General features: G+C 66.3%; 16 protein-coding genes and 1 tRNA gene. 11 read left to right on the top strand and 6 right to left on the bottom strand.

What is annotated here, in order from left to right; all coding sequences use genetic code 11:
• Nucleotides 1-11: 11 nt before the first annotated feature.
• A complete protein-coding gene (locus ABKS89_RS04725; protein ID WP_348588135.1) occupies nucleotides 12-1,877 on the top strand; it encodes an Lnb N-terminal periplasmic domain-containing protein in 1,866 nt (621 codons plus the stop codon).
• Between the two features lie 48 nt (nucleotides 1,878-1,925).
• On the opposite strand, the gene ABKS89_RS04720 is transcribed toward ABKS89_RS04725, so the two are convergent.
• The 4 genes from ABKS89_RS04720 to rtcR are packed head-to-tail and all read right to left on the bottom strand — an operon-like array spanning nucleotide 1,926 to nucleotide 6,130.
• Entirely contained in the window at nucleotides 1,926-2,981 is a 1,056-nt protein-coding gene (locus ABKS89_RS04720; RefSeq protein WP_348588136.1) for a hypothetical protein, read from the bottom strand.
• Nucleotides 2,978-3,919, bottom strand: a complete 942-nt coding sequence (locus ABKS89_RS04715; protein WP_348588137.1) for an SMI1/KNR4 family protein — start codon at nucleotides 3,917-3,919, stop codon at nucleotides 2,978-2,980. Before ABKS89_RS04715 ends, ABKS89_RS04720 begins: the two co-directional genes overlap by 4 nt.
• Nucleotides 3,912-4,481 (bottom strand): riboflavin biosynthesis intermediates N-glycosidase, encoded by a 570-nt coding sequence (gene ybiA / locus ABKS89_RS04710; protein ID WP_348588138.1) that lies wholly within the window; start codon nucleotides 4,479-4,481, stop codon nucleotides 3,912-3,914. The genes ABKS89_RS04715 and ybiA overlap by 8 nt, the downstream gene beginning before the upstream one ends.
• 35 nt (nucleotides 4,482-4,516) lie before the next feature.
• Complete coding sequence (rtcR, locus tag ABKS89_RS04705) at nucleotides 4,517-6,130, bottom strand: RNA repair transcriptional activator RtcR (protein WP_348588139.1); 1,614 nt, start codon at nucleotides 6,128-6,130, stop codon at nucleotides 4,517-4,519.
• A gap of 285 nt (nucleotides 6,131-6,415) precedes the next feature.
• Between rtcR and ABKS89_RS04700 the strand changes: the two genes are divergently transcribed.
• The 8 genes from ABKS89_RS04700 (at nucleotide 6,416) to ABKS89_RS04665 (ending at nucleotide 12,903) form a co-directional block, all read left to right on the top strand.
• Nucleotides 6,416-6,488, top strand: a tRNA-OTHER gene (locus tag ABKS89_RS04700).
• A gap of 364 nt (nucleotides 6,489-6,852) precedes the next feature.
• The gene (locus ABKS89_RS04695) at nucleotides 6,853-7,995 is read left to right on the top strand and encodes a slipin family protein (RefSeq protein WP_348588140.1); all 1,143 of its coding nucleotides are present in this window, start codon (nucleotides 6,853-6,855) and stop codon (nucleotides 7,993-7,995) included.
• 31 nt (nucleotides 7,996-8,026) lie between these two features.
• Complete coding sequence (locus tag ABKS89_RS04690) at nucleotides 8,027-8,425, top strand: zinc-ribbon domain-containing protein (RefSeq protein ID WP_348588141.1); 399 nt, start codon at nucleotides 8,027-8,029, stop codon at nucleotides 8,423-8,425.
• On the top strand, nucleotides 8,422-9,648 hold the full coding sequence (locus ABKS89_RS04685; RefSeq protein ID WP_348588142.1) for an RtcB family protein: 1,227 nt from the start codon (nucleotides 8,422-8,424) through the stop codon (nucleotides 9,646-9,648). Before ABKS89_RS04690 ends, ABKS89_RS04685 begins: the two co-directional genes overlap by 4 nt.
• A 9-nt stretch (nucleotides 9,649-9,657) precedes the next feature.
• Nucleotides 9,658-10,236: a hypothetical protein gene (locus ABKS89_RS04680; protein ID WP_348588143.1), complete on the top strand. Its 579-nt coding sequence runs from the start codon at nucleotides 9,658-9,660 to the stop codon at nucleotides 10,234-10,236.
• A 19-nt stretch (nucleotides 10,237-10,255) separates the two neighbouring features.
• The gene (rtcA, locus tag ABKS89_RS04675) at nucleotides 10,256-11,281 is read left to right on the top strand and encodes an RNA 3'-terminal phosphate cyclase (protein ID WP_348588144.1); all 1,026 of its coding nucleotides are present in this window, start codon (nucleotides 10,256-10,258) and stop codon (nucleotides 11,279-11,281) included.
• A 102-nt stretch (nucleotides 11,282-11,383) separates the two neighbouring features.
• Nucleotides 11,384-11,743, top strand: a complete 360-nt coding sequence (locus tag ABKS89_RS04670; RefSeq protein ID WP_138212155.1) for a hypothetical protein — start codon at nucleotides 11,384-11,386, stop codon at nucleotides 11,741-11,743.
• A gap of 128 nt (nucleotides 11,744-11,871) precedes the next feature.
• Nucleotides 11,872-12,903, top strand: a complete 1,032-nt coding sequence (locus tag ABKS89_RS04665; RefSeq protein ID WP_348588145.1) for a cytochrome-c peroxidase — start codon at nucleotides 11,872-11,874, stop codon at nucleotides 12,901-12,903.
• Nucleotides 12,904-12,954: 51 nt separating this feature from the next.
• Here the strand turns inward: ABKS89_RS04665 and gdhA are convergent, their stop codons facing one another.
• Nucleotides 12,955-14,289: an NADP-specific glutamate dehydrogenase gene (gdhA, locus tag ABKS89_RS04660; RefSeq protein WP_138212153.1), complete on the bottom strand. Its 1,335-nt coding sequence runs from the start codon at nucleotides 14,287-14,289 to the stop codon at nucleotides 12,955-12,957.
• A gap of 217 nt (nucleotides 14,290-14,506) precedes the next feature.
• Here gdhA and ABKS89_RS04655 point away from each other — a divergent pair, with 217 nt between their 5' ends.
• The gene (locus ABKS89_RS04655) at nucleotides 14,507-14,803 is read left to right on the top strand and encodes a hypothetical protein (protein WP_348588146.1); all 297 of its coding nucleotides are present in this window, start codon (nucleotides 14,507-14,509) and stop codon (nucleotides 14,801-14,803) included.
• 64 nt (nucleotides 14,804-14,867) lie between these two features.
• On the opposite strand, the gene ettA is transcribed toward ABKS89_RS04655, so the two are convergent.
• Nucleotides 14,868-16,532 (bottom strand): energy-dependent translational throttle protein EttA, encoded by a 1,665-nt coding sequence (gene ettA, locus ABKS89_RS04650; protein ID WP_348588147.1) that lies wholly within the window; start codon nucleotides 16,530-16,532, stop codon nucleotides 14,868-14,870.
• A 420-nt stretch (nucleotides 16,533-16,952) separates the two neighbouring features.
• On the opposite strand from ettA, the gene ABKS89_RS04645 reads away from it, so the two are divergent.
• A complete protein-coding gene (locus tag ABKS89_RS04645) occupies nucleotides 16,953-21,116 on the top strand; it encodes an EAL domain-containing protein (protein WP_348588182.1) in 4,164 nt (1,387 codons plus the stop codon).
• Nucleotides 21,117-21,256: the final 140 nt, after the last annotated feature.

Below are 21,256 nucleotides of genomic sequence, written 5' to 3'. Positions count from 1 at the left end.
TAGCCCACTCGATGCCCAAACGCCTGTTGCCCTGGATGGCGCTGTGCGCCTGCACCCCACTGCTGGCTTCGCCGGCGATCGACCCACAACGCCTGCAGAGCCTGGCCGACGAGCCCTACTGGCTGGCCCTGGGTCACTACGAACACGCCAAGCTCGGTGGCTGGCGCAGCTTCGTCGACGACCCGAAGTTCTTCCTCGCCAAGGACGGAGACCGCCACCCGCAATCCGAACTGGCCGCCACCCTGAAGGCGCTCTACGCCCCGGCCAGCCTCGGCGACAAGCACGCCCAGTGCGTGTACCCGGCGCGCACCCGCTGGCTGCGCCAGCAATTGCAGCTCGATGACCTGCCGGCCGTGGAGTGCAAGGAATTCACCACCTGGTACCAGGACATCAACCCGAACAGCGCCGTGCTGGTGTTCCCGGCCGCCTACCTGAACAGCCCGTCCTCGATGTTCGGCCACACCCTGCTGCGCATCGACCAGGCCGATGTCGATTCCGACAACACCGCCCTGCTCAGCTACGCGCTCAACTTCGGCGCCTACATCGAGGGCATGGACAACAGCATCCTCTACGCCTGGAAGGGCCTGATGGGCGGCTATCCCGGCCTGTTCGCCCTGGTGCCCTACCGCGAGAAGCTCTCCGAATACAGCCGCCTGGAGAACCGCGACCTCTGGGAATACCGCCTGAACCTCACGCCGGAAGAAACCGCGCGCATGGTCGAGCACGTCTGGGAGCTGAAGCAGATCCGCTTCAAGTACTACTTCTTCGACGAGAACTGCTCCTTCCGCCTGCTGGAGCTGCTGGAGATCGCCCGCCCCGGAACTGAGCTCACCGACCACTTCCCGATCACCGCCATCCCCACCGACACGGTGCGCGCGGTGAAGGACGCCGGGCTGATCGACCGGGTGGACTACCGCCCCTCCCGCGAGCGCGAGCTGCTGGCCCGCGGTGAACCGCTGAGCCACGACGAGAAGGTGCTGGCCCGCCACATCGCCGACGACGACAGTCAGCTGCAAAGCCCCGAGTTCGCCGCCCTGCCCGCCGACCGCCAGGCGCTGGTGCAGGACACCGCCTTCCGCCTGGTGCGCTACCGCGCCACCGGTCAGGAGCGCGACCAATCCACCGCCTCGCGCAGCTACAACCTGCTCAAGGCGATCAACAAGAACCCGCCGCCGGCGCTGGACGTGGAGCGCCCCGGCCAGCCGGAGAACGGCCACGAATCGCGCACCTGGCAGGTAGGCGCCGGCAGCCGCGACGGCGAAGCTTTCGCCCAGTACGGCCTGCGCATGGCCTACCACGACCTCGACGACAACGCCTACGGCTTCCCCCTCGGCGCGCAGATCGAGATCGGCCAGCTCAAGCTGCGCCAGTACGAAGGCAACCGCTGGCAGCTGCAGCAACTGGACCTGGTCACCATCCGCTCCATGACGCCGCGCAACGAGCTGCTGAAGCCGCTGTCCTGGCAGGTCGCTGGCGGCTGGGAGCGGGTGATCGGCAAGCACAGCGACAACGACCACGACACCCTGGTCGGCCACCTAAATGGCGGCGCCGGCGGCAGCTGGAAGCTGACCGACGACCTGCAGGCCTACGCCCTGGGCACCGCGCGCATCGAGAACAACCCGGACTTCGCCGCCACCATCGCCCCGGCCATGGGCTTCGACACCGGCGTGCTGTGGAGCAACCCGCTGGGCAACCTCAGCCTCGAAGGCAAGGGCGACTACTTCCACAACGGCGAAGTGCGCCGCACCCTGAGCTTCGGCCAGCAGGTGGAACTAGGCCGCAACCTCGGCCTGCGCCTGTCAGCCCAGCGCGAATTCAGCCATGAGGCCAGCCCGCTCAACGAAGTGATGCTGGAGCTGCGCTGGTACCACTACTGACCGAGGAAGGCGCGCTGCGGCCAATGCCGTGGCGCGCCTTTGCCAGCGTCACTCCAGATAGGCCGCCACTTCCTCCGCACTGAGGAAACGCACCAGCTCGACCGACGGCTGATGCGCATCGTGCAGCCGATCGGCGAAGCCCGACCAGGAGCGCGACACGCCCTCTTCGGTATCCAGCGCAATCAGCACGCAGCGGCCGTGCTTGCGGCTATTGCTGCGCAGAGGCGCCTCGCCCCAGGCCCAGGCCAGGCTGTTGACCAGCTCGCCCTTCTCGAAGGCGAAGGCCTGCAGCCACAGGTACTGCGCGCTGTCTTCCCTCGGTACTTCTTGCGCTCCAACCGGCACATCGACCCTCAACCCGAGCCGCTCGCCATGGGCAGCCAACAGCGGCTGCAGCAGGGAGAACGCATGGAAGTTGCAGTTGATGCCCTGCGCACTCACCACCAGACCACTGCGAGTCGCGGGCAGCACCACCACCAACTCGTCTTCGTAGGTCAGCGCCGCCGCATGGTCGAGGAAATGCAGATTCTCGAAGGGCAGCGTGGTGTTGGATTTCACCATGGCGTCGATATCGCGCAGCAGCTCGCCATGGGCCAGGAAGTCGCGGTGATTTTCCCGCGAGCGCATCAGCATGGTCATCAGCGGCAGCACCAGCAGATCGACCGCCGGATGCGCGCTATCGATGAGCAGCGACTGTGCGGGCGTCAGGCTGTCGAGCCGCTCGCGAGCCTGCCTCGCTGCGGCCTGCGCCTCCTCGTCGTCCTCGACCTCTTCGTCAGCGCAGTACGGACGCAGCATCGCCAGCGCACGCGCCAACGCGCCGAGCACCGCGGCGAAGGCAATACGCGGGCTCGCACCGCCTTCCACCCAACTGCCGCAGAACAGCGCCAGCAGCGAAGCGCGGTTGGGGTTGAGTTCGGCAAAGAGCTCCGCGCAAAGGGCAAGCATCTCGTCTGCGCGAGGTGTACCCAGGGTCTCGCGGTACAGCTCGCGAACGTCGGTGCGACGGACGAAATCCTGCGCCTCGATTCGATCCTCCGGCGCCTCCACCGGCTGGCGCAGGAACTCCACCAGCGACTCCGGCAAACCTGTCGCCAGCGTCATGCCACGTCTCCGTCGAGTTGATGCTCCTCGACGCCCTGCTCGGCGAACCAGCGGATCACCGCCTCGCGCTGCATCACCCGCGCATGCACCGGCGCATTGCCGCCGCCGGTCAACAGCCGACCAAGGTCGCAACCCCGGTCGCGCAGCTGTTCCAGCAGCGCGATATTGCCGCTGCGCACCGCGTGCGTCAGCGCCAGGCGTTGCAGCTCCGGGTCACCGGCAATACGCCCCTGCTCCAGCGCCGCGCGCCAGTCGCGTACCAGCGGCCGCAGCGAGTCCCGCAGCTGCTGCGCCAGCGCTTCGCCCTCGGCACCCGAGGCCGCCAGTTCATCCAGTGCCTCAAGCAATTCCTGCCCGGCATCCGCACCCTCGGCGAGCGGGTCGTCATCGAAGCCCAGCAGCGCGAACAGGCCGTAAAGATCGTCAGCCACCCTGGTCAGGGCATCCTCATGCAGACGCAGCGGCCAGGCTGGCGGCAAGGCGCGGCTCCAGGCGTAGATGGCGCCGAACTCTTCCGGCTCGACGCAGACGTACACCCGCTCCAGGTACTCGAAACCGCCGATGGGCAGGAAGCCCACGCGGCCATCCCATTCCGCGCCATTCTCCTCGGCGACTTCCTCGGCGCACTCCTGCTCGTGCTCCAGCCAGCCCCACAGGTCGTGGTAGCCGTCGCTGTCCGGGTAGAACAGCTCATTGAAGGAGTAAGGATGCAGGTGGCCGTCGTAGTTCACGCACAGCTCGTAATCCAGCCGGCCACCGAAACTGCAGCGCCACAAGGCGACCAGTTCGGGCGGCAGCTGGCTGCCCAGGCGTTGCTCGACCTCGGCCAGTTGGGCGTCGCTGATCGGCGGCTGTGCGTCGTGGATGATGCGCCCGGCGAACCAGGCCAGGCGGTGCTCGCGCAGCAGTTGCTGCTGGGCAGCCGTGAATTCAGGCATTCTGGCCCTCCCGGCGCAGCGCATCGCGCGCGCTCATCAGGGCAACGCCCAGCAGGTTCAGCCCGCGCCAGCGCGCCGGGTCGCCCGCGTCGGGATGATCGACCGCCAGGCCGATGCCCCAGATGGCATCCACCGGGCTGGCCTCGACCAATACGCGATCACCGGTGCCCAGCAGGAACTCGCGCAAGGCGGGGTTCTGCCCGAACTTGGCGTGGTTGCCGCGGGTGACGATGGCCAGTCGCTCGGCGTTCCAGGCCGCCTCGTCGAAGCCGAGGATCTCGCGGCCGATGGATTTGGCCTCAGCCGGCGTGCGCGCCGCGAGAATCCGCGCCAGCGCCGCCTCGTCACCGAACAGCCGGGCCTTGCCGGCCATCATGTAGTGCTCGGCGCTGGTGTAGGTCACTCCGTCGATCTCGAAGTCCGCCTCGAACCACTGGCTGAAGCAGCTCTTGTCGACTTCCACGGAGTGCTTCGGGCGATGCCCCCAGAAGTACAGGTACTTGAACACTTCGCCCGCCTCAATGCGTCGGCAGAGCTGCTCGACACTCATCGGTTCTTCCATGATCGGCTCCTTGCCGCTGGCGCAAAACGCCGATTCTAGCGCACCCCGTCGGTGATCCCGGACCAATCCAGGCCGAAGCGCGCCAGGTACTTGCGCAGGCGGTCGGCGTCGTTAGGGTTCTGCTTTTCCTGACGCGAGACGGCGAACAGCTGGCGGCCGGCGTCGGACAGGCTGCGCGCCTGCCGGCAGACATCGATCACCGCTTCCAGTTGCAGGCGGTCGAACAGGTCCAGCGCCTCGGCGCCCTCCTCCCCCAGCAAGCGATCCAGCAGGCTCTGCGTCTGGGTAGCGCCCCAGGAGCGGCGCAGCCGGCCGATCTCTTCCTCCACCAGCGCCTCATCGATCCGCCCGCTGTCGGCCAGGGTCGCCATGCGCGTGATGGACGCCGACAGCTCGCGGAAGTTGCCGCTCCATAGCGCCTGCGCCGAGTTGGCGAAAGCCAGGTAGCGCGTGCGCGCCTCGCGGTTGAAGCGGACCAGGCGAACCTGCTCGCGGGCGTGGCGCTCCAGCTCGAAATCGATGTTCGGCTCGATGTCCTCGCGGCGCCCGGCCAGCCCCGGCAGGTCGAAGGTCCAGAGGTTGATGCGGGCGAACAGGTCCTCGCGGAACAGCCCTTCGGCGACGCGCTCGCGCAGGTCGCGGTGGGTGCCGGCGATCAGCTGGAAATCGCTGCCCACCTCGCGGTCCGAGCCCAGCGGGAAGAAGCGTTTCTCTTCGATGGCCTTGAGCAGCATCGCCTGCTCGTCCAGGCCCAGTTCGCCGATCTCGTCGAGGAACAGCATGCCGCCGTCCGCCGCGCGCAGCAGGCCTTCGCGGGCGTTCTGCGCACCGGTGAAAGCACCCTTGATATGGCCGAACAGCGCGGACATCGCGCCGTCGCCACGCAAGGTCGCACAGTTCACCTCGACGAAGCGGCCCTGGAACTGGTGCCGCGCGCGCTTGAGTTCATACACCCGGCGAGCGAGGAATGACTTGCCGGCGCCGGTCGGGCCGATCAGCAGCATCGGCGCGCGGGAGCGCCCGGCAACCCGTTCGATCTGCTCGATGGAGCGGTTGAAGTCGGCGTTGCGCGTGGCGATGCCGGACTTGAGGAAGGCCAGGCTTTCCTCCTGTTCACGACGAAAGCGCGTGGCGATGCGGTCGTAGCGCGACAGGTCGAGGTCGATGACCGTGACCGTCCCTTCCGGCTGCCGCGCCTCGTCCTTGCGCCGTGACGGCGAAGCCTGCACCAGCCGTGCCGGCAGGTAGCGCGCTTCGGTCAGGAGGAACCAGCAGATCTGCGCGACGTGGGTCCCGGTGGTGATGTGCACCAGGTAGTCCTCGTGCTCGGTATCGAAGGCGTAGCCGCCGACGAAATCGTGCAACGCACCGTAGACCTCCTCGAAGTCCCACGGGTTGCGCAGCGCCATGGGCTGCAGGCGCACCTCGGTCTCCGGGGAGACGAGCCTCACGTCGGCGGCAATACGCTCGGCCAGCCCGACATCCCGCGCGTCCAGCCCGTGGATCAGCTCCAGGCGGTCGACCAGCAGGTCTTGCTGCTGGCACAGGCCGACCGTGGGCCGCCACTTCTGCCAGCGCGCTGCGCCCTTGCCGACGCGATCCAGGGTGGAACCGAGGAAGCCGATGGCGACGGTTTTCTTGGCTTTCATCTTTTATCCATACAGATAAATAACGATCCAAGAATATCCACATATCAATCAGCCGGCCAATCCGAAGATCCGGCCATTCACGCTAAAAATAAAATTAAATCCTTCTTTATCAATAACTTGAAAACAAATAAGACAACCAGAAAGCAACCTTGGCACGCCCCTCGCTATATCTCCCTCGACCGCATCGCTGATGCAGCCCACGGGCTGGGACTTCAACTCCCGCCGGTGCCCGAGCCCACCCCTGGTGTCGGCTTCGTGCATGCCGCTGCAGCAGTCACGGTCGATGGCGCGGTAGCTCAGCCCGGTAGAGCACTCCACTTTGATGGAGCCGTCGCAGGTTCGAATCCTGCCCGCGCCGTTCGATAGCTCAGTCCGGTAGAGCAGCCGTTTTCGGATGGCCTGTCGCGGGTTCGACTCCCGCTCGAACACTGCCCTGTTAAGGCAGCTACTCATGAATGCAACACCCCGCCGGTGGGCGACGGGACAGGCGCAAAGCGGCCAGGAAGGCCGGATACGCCAGGGACCCGAAGCCACCGCCGGCCCGCCCGGTACGAGGACCGGGCCCGCGACAAGACAAGTGCTGGCCGATGGATTCGGCGCAATGGACAGGCAGTCCGCAGCACCTGGCTCTCGCAGGCCCCCGCCTCGCCACCCGACGGGCTGGCGGACACCGGCACCCTGCACAACAGAAGCAGGCACAACAGAAGAAGGAAGAGAGAAATATGAAACTGCTGAAGCGCTTTACCGTGAAAAAGAACGAACGCGGCCTGCTGTACTCCGAGGGCGATTTCCTGGCGATCCTTGAGCCGGGCATCCACCGCCACCTGGACCTGTACAACCGCCTGAGCGTGGAAACCTTCAGCCTGAACACCCCGCTGTTCGAGCACCGCCTGGCCGGCTACCTGCGCCAGTCCGAATCGGCGCTGGTCGAACGCTACTTCACCCGCATGGACCTGGCCGAGAACGAGGCCGGCCTGCGCTTCGAGGACGGCGTGCTGGCGGAAATCCTCGCGCCGGGCAGCCGCCGGCTGTACTGGAAAGGCCAGACCGAGCAGCGCCTGGAGCGAATCGACCTGAGCCAGGAGTACCGCGTGGCTCCGGTGCTGTTGCAGCAGATGCAGGGCAACCTGCGCGGCCGCAGCGTGATCGGCGTCGAGGCGCTGCTGGTGACCCTGGTGCCGGCCTATCAGGTGGGCGTGCTGAAGGTCGACGGTGCGGTGGTCGAGCTGCTGCCCGCTGGCCAGTACGGCTTCTGGCGCTACAACCGCCAGGTGAGCGTGGAGCTGATCGATACGCGGATCCAGGCGCTGGAAGTCAGCGGCCAGGAAATCCTCACCCGCGACAAGGTGAGCCTGCGCCTGAACCTGGCCGCCAACTGGCGTTACAGCGACGTGCTGACGGCGTTTTCCAGCCTGTCCAAGCCGCTGGAGCACCTCTACCGCGAGCTGCAGTTCGGTCTGCGTGCGGCGGTGGGCACTCGCTCACTGGATGAGTTGCTGGAGAACAAGCAACTCATCGACGACTCGGTCAGCGCCTACCTGAAGGAGCGCCTGCCGGGCACCGGCATCGAGGTCAGCGGCCTGGGTGTGCGCGACATCATCCTGCCGGGCGAGATGAAGACCCTGCTGGCCCAGGTGGTGGAGGCGGAGAAGGCCGCGCAGGCGAACGTGATCCGTCGTCGCGAAGAAACCTCGGCGACCCGCTCGCTGCTGAACACGGCCAAGGTGATGGAGGACAACCCCACTGCCCTGCGCCTGAAGGAACTGGAAACCCTGGAGCGGGTAGCCGAACGAATCGACCGTATCTCGGTATTCGGCGGCCTGGATCAGGTATTGAATGGACTGGTAACGCTGAAGCAGGCCTGACGAGGGCCTGCCCAGCGCAGGAGTCGGCACCGTGAAGAGCAACAAGCAACGCCGCCGGGAAATCCGCCAGAAGCGCGAGCAACGCAAGGCCTGGAAGGCCGAACGGGCCAAGCAGCCGGAAAGCCGCCTGGCGCCGCCTGGCAGCGTCCCGGTCAACCGCTCGAACCTGGCGCCCTACAACAGCTACGGCGACCCGCTGTTCGTGCGCCTCGGCTGGTACGAGGACCGAGAGTTCACCTGCCACGACTGCGGCGCCGAGCAGACCTGGACCGCCGCCCAACAGAAGTGGTGGTACGAAGACTGTAAGGGACAGGTGTTTTCCACAGCGATACGCTGCCGCACCTGTCGATTGAACAAACGAATTCGCGATGGTCGGGCACAACCCGCTGCCGGCCAGCTCGCCAAGCAAATGAAGAGAGTCGAAAAATGAGCACCAAGACCTTCCAACTGCTGGAAGTCGCCAACGGCAAACCGATCAAGCTCTGGACCCAGGGTGTGCCGGTGGAAGACGACGCCAGGCAACAACTGATGAACACCGCGAAGATGCCCTTCATCTTCAAGCACCTGGCCGTGATGCCGGACGTGCACCTGGGCAAGGGGTCGACCATCGGCAGCGTGATTCCTACCAAGGGCGCCATCATCCCGGCTGCCGTGGGCGTGGATATCGGCTGCGGCATGATCGCCGCACGCACCTCGCTGGTGGCATCGGACCTGCCGGATAACCTGCACGGTCTGCGTACCGCCATCGAGAAGGCCGTGCCCCACGGACGCAGCAACACCCGGGCAGGCCGCGACAAGGGCGCCTGGGAAAACGTGCCCGATCACGCCGACGACGCGTGGCGCATGCTGGCCGGCCGCTTCAAGGTGATCACCGACAAGCACCCGAAACTGGAGAAAACCAACAACCGCAAGCACCTGGGAACCCTCGGTACCGGCAACCACTTCATCGAGGTCTGCCTCGACGAAGCGGACCGCGTCTGGTTCATGCTGCACAGCGGTTCGCGCGGCGTGGGTAACGCCATCGGCAACCTGTTCATCGAACTGGCCCAGGCCGATATGCGCCGGCACATCGCCAACCTGCCGGACCGTGACCTGGCCTACTTCGAGGAAGGCAGCCAGCACTTCGACGACTACGTGGAAGCCGTGGGCTGGGCCCAGGACTTCGCCCGGCAGAACCGCGAGCTGATGATGCAATCGGTGATCGCCGCCGCGCGGCAGATCATCCGCAAACCGTTCGAGGCAAGCCTGGAAGCGGTGAACTGCCACCACAACTACGTGCAGAAGGAACGCCACTTCGGTGAAGAGGTACTGGTAACGCGTAAAGGCGCGGTGTCTGCGCAGAAGGGCCAGCTCGGCATCATTCCGGGGTCGATGGGCGCCAAGAGTTTCATCGTCCGCGGTCTGGGTAACGAAGAGGCGTTCTGCTCGTGCAGCCACGGCGCCGGGCGAACCATGAGCCGCACCAAGGCGAAGAAGCTGTTCAGCGTCGAGGACCAGATTCGTGCCACCGCCCATGTCGAATGCCGCAAGGACGCCGACGTGATCGACGAGATCCCGATGGCCTACAAGGACATCGACGCCGTGATGGACGCCCAGCGCGAGCTGGTGGAAGTGCTGCATACCCTGCGTCAGGTGGTGTGCGTGAAAGGATGAGGTGAAGACATGCTGCAACCCATGGAAAACCAGCGCATACAGGAGCTGCGCAGCCGCCTGGAACAGGAGCGCTGTGTCTTCGACTTCCGCGTACTGACGCTCGACCCGACCGCCACGCCCGGCGAGGCGGAACATCGCCTGGGGTTGCAGCTGCTGTTCGAGTCCATCCAGGAACGCGCGCGCAAGTGGCAGGCGGAAGTCATCGCCCGCCACCCGCAGTACGCCACCCACGAATGGGCGGACCTGACGCCGGACCTGGCCCAGGCCCGCCCGCAGGCCCTCAGCGCCGAAGCAGTGCGCGAACTGGCCCGCGACGACGGTCCGCTGTGCCGCGCCTTCCGCGATCCGCCCTATGGCACCCAGCTGCAGATAGCAGACTTCCGCGAATGGCTGCAGGCGTTGCGGCTGTACCCGGACGAAGGCCTGCAGGTGCTCGACTGGGTTGGCGACGGCGATGCCGAACCCCACCGCAGCAACTGGAGCTGCTACTTCGACGACGGCAAGGAATGGTGGGGCATCTGGTGCCTCACCCTGTACAACCCGCGACGCCGGACATTGTCCGCGCTGGCCGCCAGCGCGACGGACTGAAGCTGCAAGGATCGAAGCAATGAACAAGCACCTCATCGAACTCGACGGCGCCGAAGGCGGCGGGCAGATTCTGCGCAGTGCGCTGAGCCTGTCGATGATCACCGGCAAGGCGCTGCGCATCGTCAATATCCGTGGCCGGCGTTCGCGGCCGGGGCTGCTGCGCCAGCACTTGACGGCAGTGCGTGCGGCGGCGGAAATCTGCGGCGCGGCGGTGGAAGGCGACGAGCTGGGTTCGCACAACCTGACCTTCCGCCCCGGCGCGATTCGCGGCGGCGACTACCGCTTCGCCATCGGCAGCGCGGGCAGCGCCGTGCTGGTGTTGCAGACGCTGTTGCCGGCCCTGCTGTTCGCCGATGGGCCGAGCAGCCTGGCGATCAGCGGCGGCACGCACAACCCGCTGGCGCCGCCGGCGGACTTCATCGAGCGCAGCTGGTTGCCGCTGCTGCGGCGCATGGGCGCGAAGGTCGACTTCGAGCTGCTGCGCCATGGCTTCATGCCAGCGGGCGGCGGTGAGCTGCTGGTGCGCACCACGCCCGGCGAGCTGCAGCCGCTGCATCTGCCGGAAGCCGGCGCCGTGCTTTCGCGTTCGGCGCGCGCCCTGCTGGCGGCCATTCCCGGTCACGTGGGGGATCGCGAGCTGGAGAAGGTGAAGCGGCATCAGGACTGGCACTCAGCCTCCGCACAGCTCGTCCGCCTGCCGGAAGACCAGGGCCCGGGCAACGCCTTGCTGCTGGAAGTCGAGTGCGAGCAGCTCACCCTGGTGTTCTGCGCCTTCGGCCAGTCCGGGGTCAGCGCCGAGCGCGTCGCCAGCCAGGCGCTGCGCCACGCCGATGACTGGCGCCGCAGCGGCACCAGCGTCGAGGAACACCTCGCCGACCAGTTGTTGCTGCCCATGGCGCTGGCCGGCGGCGGCAGCTTCAGCACCCCGGTTGCGAGCGATCATCTCTTGAGCAACCGCGCGGTGATCCAAGCCTTCCTGCCGGTGCGGATCGACTGTGCGGTAGGGCAGGCAGCTGGCCAGCACATCCGCATCACGCCGGCTTGACGCTTTCCTCACGAGCCGCGCCATAGAGTCGCGCCATGTCACCTCGAGTGGCGCTACTTCTTCCGGCGCGTGTGCCCGCCTTACCGGCACACGGGAGTCTCCATGGCGCAGCGCGCCGCCCTCGTCCTGCTCTGCGCCGCGCTGCTCGCCGGCTGTGAAACCACCCACGAAACCCTCGTCGCCCAGGGCTATCCGCCCGCCTATGCCGACGGCTATGACGATGGCTGCGGCAGCGGCCGCCAGGCCGCCGGCGCGATCACCGGCGAGTTCCGCAAGAACGTGCCGCGCTACCTCGGCGAGGCGAAATACGCTCTGGGCTGGAACGACGGTTTCCAGCAATGCCAGGCCATGCGCGTGAGCCAGGAACGCCAGCAGTACGAAGAACAGCGTAACAGCGACCGGGACCGCGACTGGGAACAGCAGAAGGACCGCGCGCTGTCCCATGCCCTGCGCGGCAACTGACCGCTGCGGCAACCATCCGCACCTGCATCGGGCCGCTCGCTTGATTTCGGTCAAGCCGCCAGCCCTCCCACTGCCCTCTCCTTGAACTCAGAAGAAAGAAACCAAAGCCTGAGAAAAGGAGACTCCACATGCAGCCCATCAAACTGGCCCTGGGCAGCTTGCTGCTGGCCGTGAGCACGGCGGCGGCGCAAGCGAACGCCGACGTCCTGCGCGACAGCGCCAACAGCATCTTCAAGCCCATCCCGGAGCAGGCCAGCGACAAGCTCGACCCCAACCAGATCGAACTGGGCCGGCAGCTGTTCTTCGAGCCGCGCCTGTCCGCCAGCCATGTGATCAGCTGCAACACCTGCCACAACATCGGCACCGGCGGCGCCGACAACGTGCCCGCTTCCAGCGGCCACGCCTGGCAGAAAGGCGCACGCAACTCGCCCACCGTATTCAACGCGGTATTCAACGTCGCGCAGTTCTGGGATGGCCGCGCCAAGGACCTGGAAGAACAGGCCAAGGGCCCGGTGCAGAACCCGGTGGAGATGCACAACACGCCGAAGAACGTCGAGGCCACGCTGCGCAGCATGCCGGAGTATGTCGCCTCCTTCGAAAAGGCCTTCCCCGCCGACAAGCAACCGGTCAGCTTCGACAACATGGCCCGCGCGCTTCAGGCCTTCGAGTCGACCCTGATCACCCCGGACTCGCGCTTCGACCTCTACCTCAAGGGCGATGACAATGCCCTCGATGCCAAGGAGAAAAAGGGTCTGCAGGCCTTCATGAGTTCGGGCTGCATAAGCTGCCACAACGGCGTGAACCTGGGCGGCCAGGCCTACTTCCCGTTCGGTCTGGTGAAGAAGCCCGACGGCAAGATCCTGCCCACCGGCGACAAGGGCCGCTTCGAGGTGACCAAGACGCAGAACGACCAGTACGTGTTCCGCGCCGCGCCCCTGCGCAACATCGCGCTGACCGCGCCGTACTTCCATAGCGGGCAGGTCTGGGACCTGGAGGAAGCGGTGGCGATCATGGGCACCGCGCAGCTGGGCAAGCAGCTGGACGCCGGGGAAGTCGGCGATATCGTCGCCTTCCTCAAGACCGTCACCGGCAAGCAGCCGAAGGTAGAGTACCCGCTGCTGCCGCCGAGCACGGCGACCACGCCAAAGCCGGTGGACTGAGCGAAATGAAAAACGGGCCCGATGGGCCCGTTCTTCATGCCAGGGGAGCGATCAGACCACGCCCTGGGCCAGCATCGCGTCGGCGACCTTGACGAAGCCGGCGATGTTGGCGCCCTTCACGTAGTTGATCCGGCCATTCTCCTCGCCGTAGGCGACGCAGGCATGGTGGATGTTCTGCATGATGCCGTGCAGGCGCTGGTCCACTTCACCGGCGGTCCACAGCAGACGCATGGCGTTCTGGCTCATCTCCAGGCCGCTGGTGGCGACGCCGCCGGCGTTGGAAGCCTTGCCCGGCGCGTAGAGAATGCCGGCCTCGAGGAAGATATCCACAGCCTCCAGGGTCGACGGCATGTTCGCGCCTTCCGCCACGCAGACGCAGCCGTTGGCCAGCAGGGTGCGCGCGTCGTTGGCGTCCAGCTCGTTCTGGGTAGCGCAGGGCAGCGCGATATCGCAGGCCAGCGACCACGGACGCTCACCGGCAATGAAGCGCAGGCCGGGGCCGGTCATCTCGCTGAGACGGCCGCGACGGACGTTCTTCAGCTCCATGACAGCTTCCCACTGCTCCAGGGTCAGGCCAGCCTCGAAGAACAGGGTGCCTTCGGAATCGGACAGCGAGATCACCTTGCCGCCCAGTTCCATGACCTTCTGCGCGGCGTACTGGGCCACGTTGCCGGAGCCGGAGATGGCCACGCGCTGGCCGTCGAAACCGCTCTCGCGGGCCTTGAGCATTTCCTGGGCGAAGTACACGCAGCCGTAGCCGGTGGCTTCCGGGCGGATCAGGCTGCCGCCGTAGGACATGCCCTTGCCGGTCAGCACCGAGGTGAACTCGTTGGACAGGCGCTTGTACTGGCCGAACAGGTAGCCGATCTCGCGGGCACCCACGCCGATGTCGCCGGCCGGCACGTCGAGGTCAGCGCCGACGTGGCGGAACAGCTCGCTCATGAACGACTGGCAGAAGCGCATGACTTCGGCGTCGCTCTTGCCCTTGGGATCGAAGTCCGAGCCGCCCTTGCCGCCGCCCATGGGCAGCGAGGTCAGGGAGTTCTTGAAGACCTGTTCGAAAGCCAGGAACTTCAGCACGCCCAGGTTCACCGAGGGGTGGAAGCGCAGGCCGCCCTTGTACGGGCCGATGGCGCTGCTCATCTGGATGCGGAAACCGCGGTTGACCCGCACTCGTCCGGCATCATCCACCCACGGTACGCGGAACAGGATCGCGCGTTCGGGCTCGACGATGCGTTCGACGATGCCGGCCTGCAGGTAGTGCGGATTGGCTTCGAGGAAGGGCCAGAGGGAGCGCAGCACCTCTTCCACCGCCTGGTGGAATTCGGGCTGATCGGGGTCGCGCCGCTTGAGGCGCTCGAGGAACGAGTCAACGGATTGCGTCATGTCTACACCGGTACTTTTCTGATTATGTGATGCTTTTTTGCCGGCAGACTCTAACAATCCACGCCGCCCCGAGATAGTGCAGCGTGACGCTTTTATGAATCTTTATGGTGCAAAAATATAAATCCCACTTCTGCCGGACCGGCAGAAAACCAGATTTTTGTATACAAAATCAATAGGTAGTTGCACGCACACCACTCAATCCATCAGGACGATCCCGATGCTCGCACGCCCGCTTGCGCTTCTCGCCGCCCTCACCTGCGCCCTCGCCCTGCCCGCCCACGGGGCCATGAAACTGGGCAATTTCACCGAATCCGGCGCGCTGGTGGTGGCGGATACATTCGACAGCGAAGTGATCCACAAGTCGAAGTTCAGCACCGACGACCTGGAGCGCATGTCGCGCCAGCTGGAAGAACAGCAACGCAGCCTGCAGGACCAGGCGCGGCAAATCGACACACTGCAGCGCCAACTGGAGGAACAGCGCCGCGCCCTGGACGATCTCAAGCGCAGCCGATGATCCCTGCCGGAACACGGCGCAAAAAAAACGGGGCCCGAAGGCCCCGTTTTCCATGGGAAGCGGCTTACGCCAGCTTCTTGTAACGCACGCGGTGCGGCTGCGAGGCAGCGTCTCCCAGGCGTTTTTTACGATCGGCTTCGAACTCGGTGTAGTTGCCTTCGAAGAAGACCACCTTGCCGTCGTCCTCGTAGGAGAGGATGTGGGTCGCGATGCGGTCCAGGAACCAGCGATCGTGGGAGATCACGATGGCGGCGCCGGGGAAGTCCAGCAGCGCTTCTTCCAGCGCACGCAGGGTTTCCACGTCGAGGTCGTTGGACGGTTCGTCGAGCAGCAGCACGTTGCCGCCCTGCTTCAGGGTCAGGGCCAGGTGCAGACGGCCACGCTCACCACCGGAGAGGTCCTTGACGAACTTCTGCTGGTCGCCGCCCTTGAAGTTGAAGCGGCCGACGTAGCTGCGCGAGGGGACTTCGTAGTTGCCGATCTTGATCTGCTCGAAGCCGTCGGACACCTGTTCCCACACGGTCTTGTTGCCTTCGAGGACTTCACGGCTCTGGTCGACGCTGGCGATCTGCACGGTTTCGCCGATCTCGATGCTGCCCGAGTCCGGTTGCTCCTTGCCGGTCAGCATGCGGAACAGGGTGGACTTACCCGCGCCGTTGCCGCCGATCACGCCGACGATGGCGCCCTTGGGAATGCTCATCGACAGGTTGTCGATCAGTACGCGGTCGCCATAACCCTTGCTGACGTTGTGCAGCTCGATGACCTTGTCGCCCAGGCGCGGACCGGCCGGGATATAGATCTCGTTGGTCTCGCTGCGCTTCTGGAATTCCTGCGATTGCAGTTCCTCGAAACGCTGCAGACGGGCCTTGGACTTGGACTGGCGAGCCTTGGCGCCCTGGCGAACCCACTCCAGTTCGGCCTTCATGGCCTTGGCGTGGGAGGCTTCCTGCTTGGCTTCCTGGGCCAGGCGGTTGGCCTTGGATTCCAGCCAGCCGGAGTAGTTGCCTTCGAACGGGATGCCCTGGCCACGGTCCAGCTCGAGAATCCAGCCGGCGACGTTGTCGAGGAAGTAACGGTCGTGGGTGATCGCTACCACGGTGCCCGGGAAGTCGTGGAGGAAGTGTTCCAGCCAGGCGACGGAGTCGGCGTCCAGGTGGTTGGTCGGTTCGTCCAGCAGCAGCATGTCCGGGGCGGACAGCAGCAGGCGGCACAGGGCGACGCGGCGCTTCTCACCACCGGAAAGGTGTTCGATCCTGGCATCCCACGGCGGCAGGCGCAGCGCGTCGGCGGCGACTTCCAGCTGGCGCTCCAGGTTGTGACCGTCGGAAGCCTGGAGGATGGCCTCCAGCTTGGCCTGCTCGGCGGCCAGGGCGTCGAAGTCGGCGTCCGGCTCGGCGTAGGCGGCGTAGACCTCGTCCAGGCGGGCCTGGGCGGCCTTGATCTGGCCAACGGCTTCTTCGACGATCTCGCGAACGGTGGCCTGCGGGTCGAGCTTGGGCTCCTGCGGCAGGTAGCCGACGTTGATGCCCGGCATCGGGCGGGCTTCACCTTCGATCTCGGTGTCGACGCCGGCCATGATGCGCAGCAGAGTGGATTTACCCGCGCCGTTCAGGCCGAGCACGCCGATCTTGGCGCCGGGGAAGAACGACAGGGAAATGTTCTTGAGGATTTCACGCTTGGGCGGCACGACCTTGCCGACCCGGTGCATGGTATAGACGTATTGAGCCATGGATACCTGACTTCTGGGATGAATTGTGATCGGGATGGCCGGAACGGACGACGGCAGGTTCCGGGACGCCGGCTCACTGGCCGGAGCGGCAGCGCTCGAACGCTTGCGAGCGGGCTGCCGGTGGGCGCGAACGGCCGATGGACGGCCCTTCGCGCGGGACTCTGCGCGGATGTACTTTATGCAACCCACACCACGCGCGCGTGCGGCAAAGCTACCGGAATGAGCCAGGAAGGGCAAACGACGCTCGTCGGCCATACTGGCACTTCGCCGCCTTTCCGGGCATCCTAGCCTGCGCCGAATTCAGCCGTATCGCCCCAGGTCCTTAAGTCCTTGTCTATTTTCCCCCGTACTCATCCGGACGCCCTGGCCAGGCCTGGCCGCGTGGCGACCCGGACCGCCCTGGTGCTGCTGGTGCTGTTCATGCTCGGCCTGCTGGGCTGGCAGCTGCACCAGGAGTTCCGCAGCCAGGAGCGCTTCGAGCGCGAGCGGGTGGTGCTGCACGGCGAACAGATGGCCCAGCGGATCTCCCTGACCCTGGAGCTCAAGGCCGTGGCGGCCCAGGCCCTGCTGCAGCAGGAGCAGGACCGCGAGCACAGCGATGTCCACGCGCCGCTGATCGCCGGCCTGAAGCACATCTACCCGTCCTTCCACAGTCTGGTCCGGCTGGACGCCAGCGGCGCGCCCGTGCGCGACTCCGCCAGCGGCATCAAGGATGTCGCCTTCATCGAGGCCCTGCGCCAGCGCAGCGCCCAGCAGGCCTATCACTACGCCTTCAGCGAGGAAAATGGCGGCCACTTCTATGTCTGGCTGAAGGCCACCGAGCCGGGCGAAGGCGACAGCGTCATCCGTCTCGACGAAAAGGTCGCCCGGCGTGGCTGGGCGGCGCAAATCCGTCCCGAGTCACCGGACTGGATCCTGGTCGACGACGTCCAGCAGAAGGTCCTCGGCCGCTCCAGCGGCTATCGTCCCGGCCCGCTGTCCGCCGCCTCGCCGCTGGAGCAGGCGCAGAGCCTGGACGGCCTGGACATCCAGAACACCGACTGGCAGCTGCACCCGCAATTCGACGACCGGCAGATCCGCGCCACCCTGCTGCCGCGCCTGGGCGGCGAGCTGGCGCTGCTGCTGGTGCTGGCAGGCATCGCCGGCGCCGCCCTGCTGCGCCTGCAACGCGAACAGCAGAACCTGCGCGCGCTGACCGTGGAGTCGCAGCAGAGCTTGCGCCAGGCTGCGCAGGCCCTCGGTGCGATCGACGAACGGGTGCTGGTGACCCGCGCCGACGGTCGTCTTGCCTACCTCAATCCGCAGGCCGAGCAGCTGTTCGGCATCACCGCCGACAAGGCCGGCGAGCATCACCTGCTGGAGCTGCTGCCCGGCCTGGGCGGCCTGCTGCATGGCAGCGATGCCACGGCGGAGAACGGCTCGGAGCTGGTGCGCGTCAACGATACCGGCCAGGCCCGGCTGTTCGCCGTCAGCCACCATTCACTGGACGACAGCCCGCTGTCGCCGGAGCAGACCTGGGTACTGCGCGGCAACCTGCCCCAGGGCGGGCAGGTCTGGGTGCTGCGCGACGTCACCGAGGAGCAGCAGGCGCTGCACATCCTCGAAGAGACCCGCCGGCGCTACCAGGACATCTTCGACGGCGTCGGCGTTGCCCTCTGCGTGCTCGACCTCTCCGCTTTGCGTCAGAGCCTGATGGACCTCAACCTGCGCCGGCAGAGCGATCTGCGCGAGTGGATCGCCTCGCAGCCCGAGCGCCTGCCCTGGCTGCTGCGCCAGGTTCGCATCACCGAGATCAACAACGTCGCCAAGCGCCTGATGGGCGTGAGCACCACCGAGCAGGCCTGGCAGGTTCTCGTCGGCGGCGCCGGCATGCGCCCGGACGGCGTACGCAGCAAAGTGCTCGAAGCCGTGCTGCACGGCCATGGCATGGTCGAGCTGGAAGCCTGCATCCACACCCGCCAGGGCGAGCAGCGCCACCTGTGGCTGCAATTGCGCGTGCCGGAGATGATCCAGGACTTCCACGCCGTCACCCTGAGCCTGTCGGACATCACCAGCCGCAAGCAGGTCGAGCTGTCGCTGATCGAGCGCGAGAAGTTCTGGTCCGACGCGGTGCGCGCGGTGCCCGACACCCTCTACATCCACGACATCGCCGCGCGCCGGGTGATCTTCAGCAACCACAACCTCGGCCACCAGCTCGGCTACGACAGCGACGAGCTGCGCGAGATGGGCGAGCGTTTCTGGGAGAAGGTGCTGCACCCGGATGACGTCGAGTACTACTGGCGCGTGCGCAACCTGCAGCAGGTGGTGGGCGATGGCCTGCTGCTGGACAGCCAGCTGCGCTGGCGCCACCGCGACGGCAGCTGGCACTGGTTCGACATCCGCGAGCAGGCCTTCACCCGCGACGCCTCCGGCCGCGTGGCGCGGCTGATTGGCGTGGCCAAGGACATCACCGACACGGTCGAGGCGCACAACTCCCTGCGCGAGAGCGGCCGCCGCTACCGCATGCTCGCCGAGAGCATCAGCGACGTGATCCTCTCCACCGACGCCCAGGTCAAGCTCAACTACCTCAGCCCGTCGATCCACCAGGTGCTCGGCTACAGCCCCGAGTGGGTGCTGTCCAACGGTTTCCAGCAGGTGGCCGCCAACCCGGCGCAGCTGGAGCGCCTGGACGAACTGCTGAACCGCGTGCAGGCCGCCATCGGCGAGCCCAAGCGCCTGGCCGAACTGCGCGAGAGCGCCGAGCCGCAGCTGTTCAGCCTCGACTGCCTGCACGCCGACGGCCACAAGATTCCCGTCGAGCTGCGCATCGCCCTGATGTGGGACGACCACGGCCGCTTCGAGGGCCTGCTCGGCGTCGCCCGCGACGTGAGCCAGCAGCGCCGCGCCGAGCGCGAAATGCGCATGGCGGCGACGGTATTCGAGCACTCCACGGCAGCGATCATGGTCACCGATCCGGCCGGCTACATCGTGCAGATCAACGACTCTTTCAGCCGCCTCACCGGCTACTCCGCCGAGGAAGTGCTCGACCAGTTGCCGCGCCTGCTCACCGCCGACCGCCAGGAGGCCAACCAGCTCAAGCACGTGCTGGAAAGCCTGCGCAAGAGCGGTAGCTGGGAAGGCGAGATCCTGCAGAAGCGCAAGAGCGGCGAGCTGTACCCGAGCTGGGTCGGCATCACCGCGGTCCACGACGAGGAAGGCGATCTGGTCAGCTTCGTCTGCTTCTTCAGCGACATCAGCGAGCGCAAGGCCAGCGAGCGGCGCATCCACCGCCTGGCCTACTACGACGCCCTGACCCACCTGCCCAACCGCACGCTGTTCCAGGACCGCCTGCACACCGCGCTGCTGCAGGCTGAACGGCACCAGCAGTGGGTGGTGCTGATGTTCCTCGACCTCGACCGCTTCAAGCCGATCAACGACTCCCTCGGCCATGCCGCGGGCGACCGCATGCTCAAGGAAGTGGCCGAACGCCTGAGCCATTGTGTCAGCGACGACGACACCGTGGCGCGCATGGGCGGCGACGAGTTCACCCTGCTGCTGCCCGGCCAGAAGGACCGCGAGAAGGCGCTGCGCCAGGCGATCCAGGTCGCCGAGCAGATTCTCTCCAGCCTCGCCCGCCCCTTCACCCTGGAGGGCCGCGAGTTCTTCGTCACCGCCAGCATCGGCGTGGCGCTCTCGCCGCAGGACGGCGCCGAGCTCAGCCAACTGATGAAGAACGCCGACACGGCGATGTACCACGCCAAGGAAATGGGCAAGAACAACTTCCAGTTCTACCAGGCCGAGATGAACGCCCGCGCCCTGGAACGCCTGGAGCTGGAAAGCGACCTGCGCCGCGCCATCGAGCTGCACGAGTTCGTCCTGCACTACCAGCCGCAGTTCACCGGCGACGGACGCCGCCTGACCGGGGCCGAGGCTCTGCTGCGCTGGCAGCATCCCAAGCGCGGGCTGATCCCGCCGGCGGAGTTCATCCCGGTGCTGGAGGAGCTCGGTCTGGTCGCCCAGGTCGGCGACTGGCTGCTCGAGCAGGCCTGCCTGCAACTGCGCGCCTGGCACCGCGACAAGGTGCGGGTGCCGAAGATTTCGGTGAACCTCTCGGCCCGGCAGTTCGCCGACGGCCAACTGGGCGAACGTATCGCCAGCATCCTCGAGGACACCGGGATCGCCCCGGCGTGCCTGGAGCTGGAGCTGACCGAAAGCATCCTGATGAGCGACGTTTCCCAGGCGATGCAGATACTCCAGGGCCTGAAGCGCCTGGGTCTGGCGATTGCGGTGGACGACTTCGGCACCGGCTATTCCTCGCTCAACTACCTGAAGCAGTTCCCCATCGACGTGCTGAAGATCGACCGCAGCTTCGTCGACGGCCTGCCGCACGGCGAGCAGGACGCGCAGATCGCCCGCGCCATCATCGCCATGGCCCACAGCCTGAACCTGATGGTGATCGCCGAGGGTGTGGAGAGCCACGATCAGCTGGAGTTCCTGCGCGAGCACGGCTGCGACGAGGTGCAGGGCTTCCTCTTCGGCCGCCCGGTGCCGGCGGACCAGTTCGCCGCGCTGTTCGCCAGCAACGCGCTGTTCCTGCTGGGCTGAACGCACAGCGGCGCAGGAGAGCGCCTTTGTAGGATGGCGTGGAGCTTCTCCTGCACCTTCGGCAAGTGGCTCGTCACGCCATTTCGGCCACTCGCCCGCGCGCGATCCGGGCCTTGAACCCCGCTTGTCAGCCACATGAC

This window comes from Pseudomonas sp. LABIM340 (assembly GCF_040017195.2).
GTDB lineage: Bacteria > Pseudomonadota > Gammaproteobacteria > Pseudomonadales > Pseudomonadaceae > Pseudomonas.
Note: the sequence above shows the minus strand (reverse complement) of the source record. Positions and strands in the feature narration are given on the sequence as shown.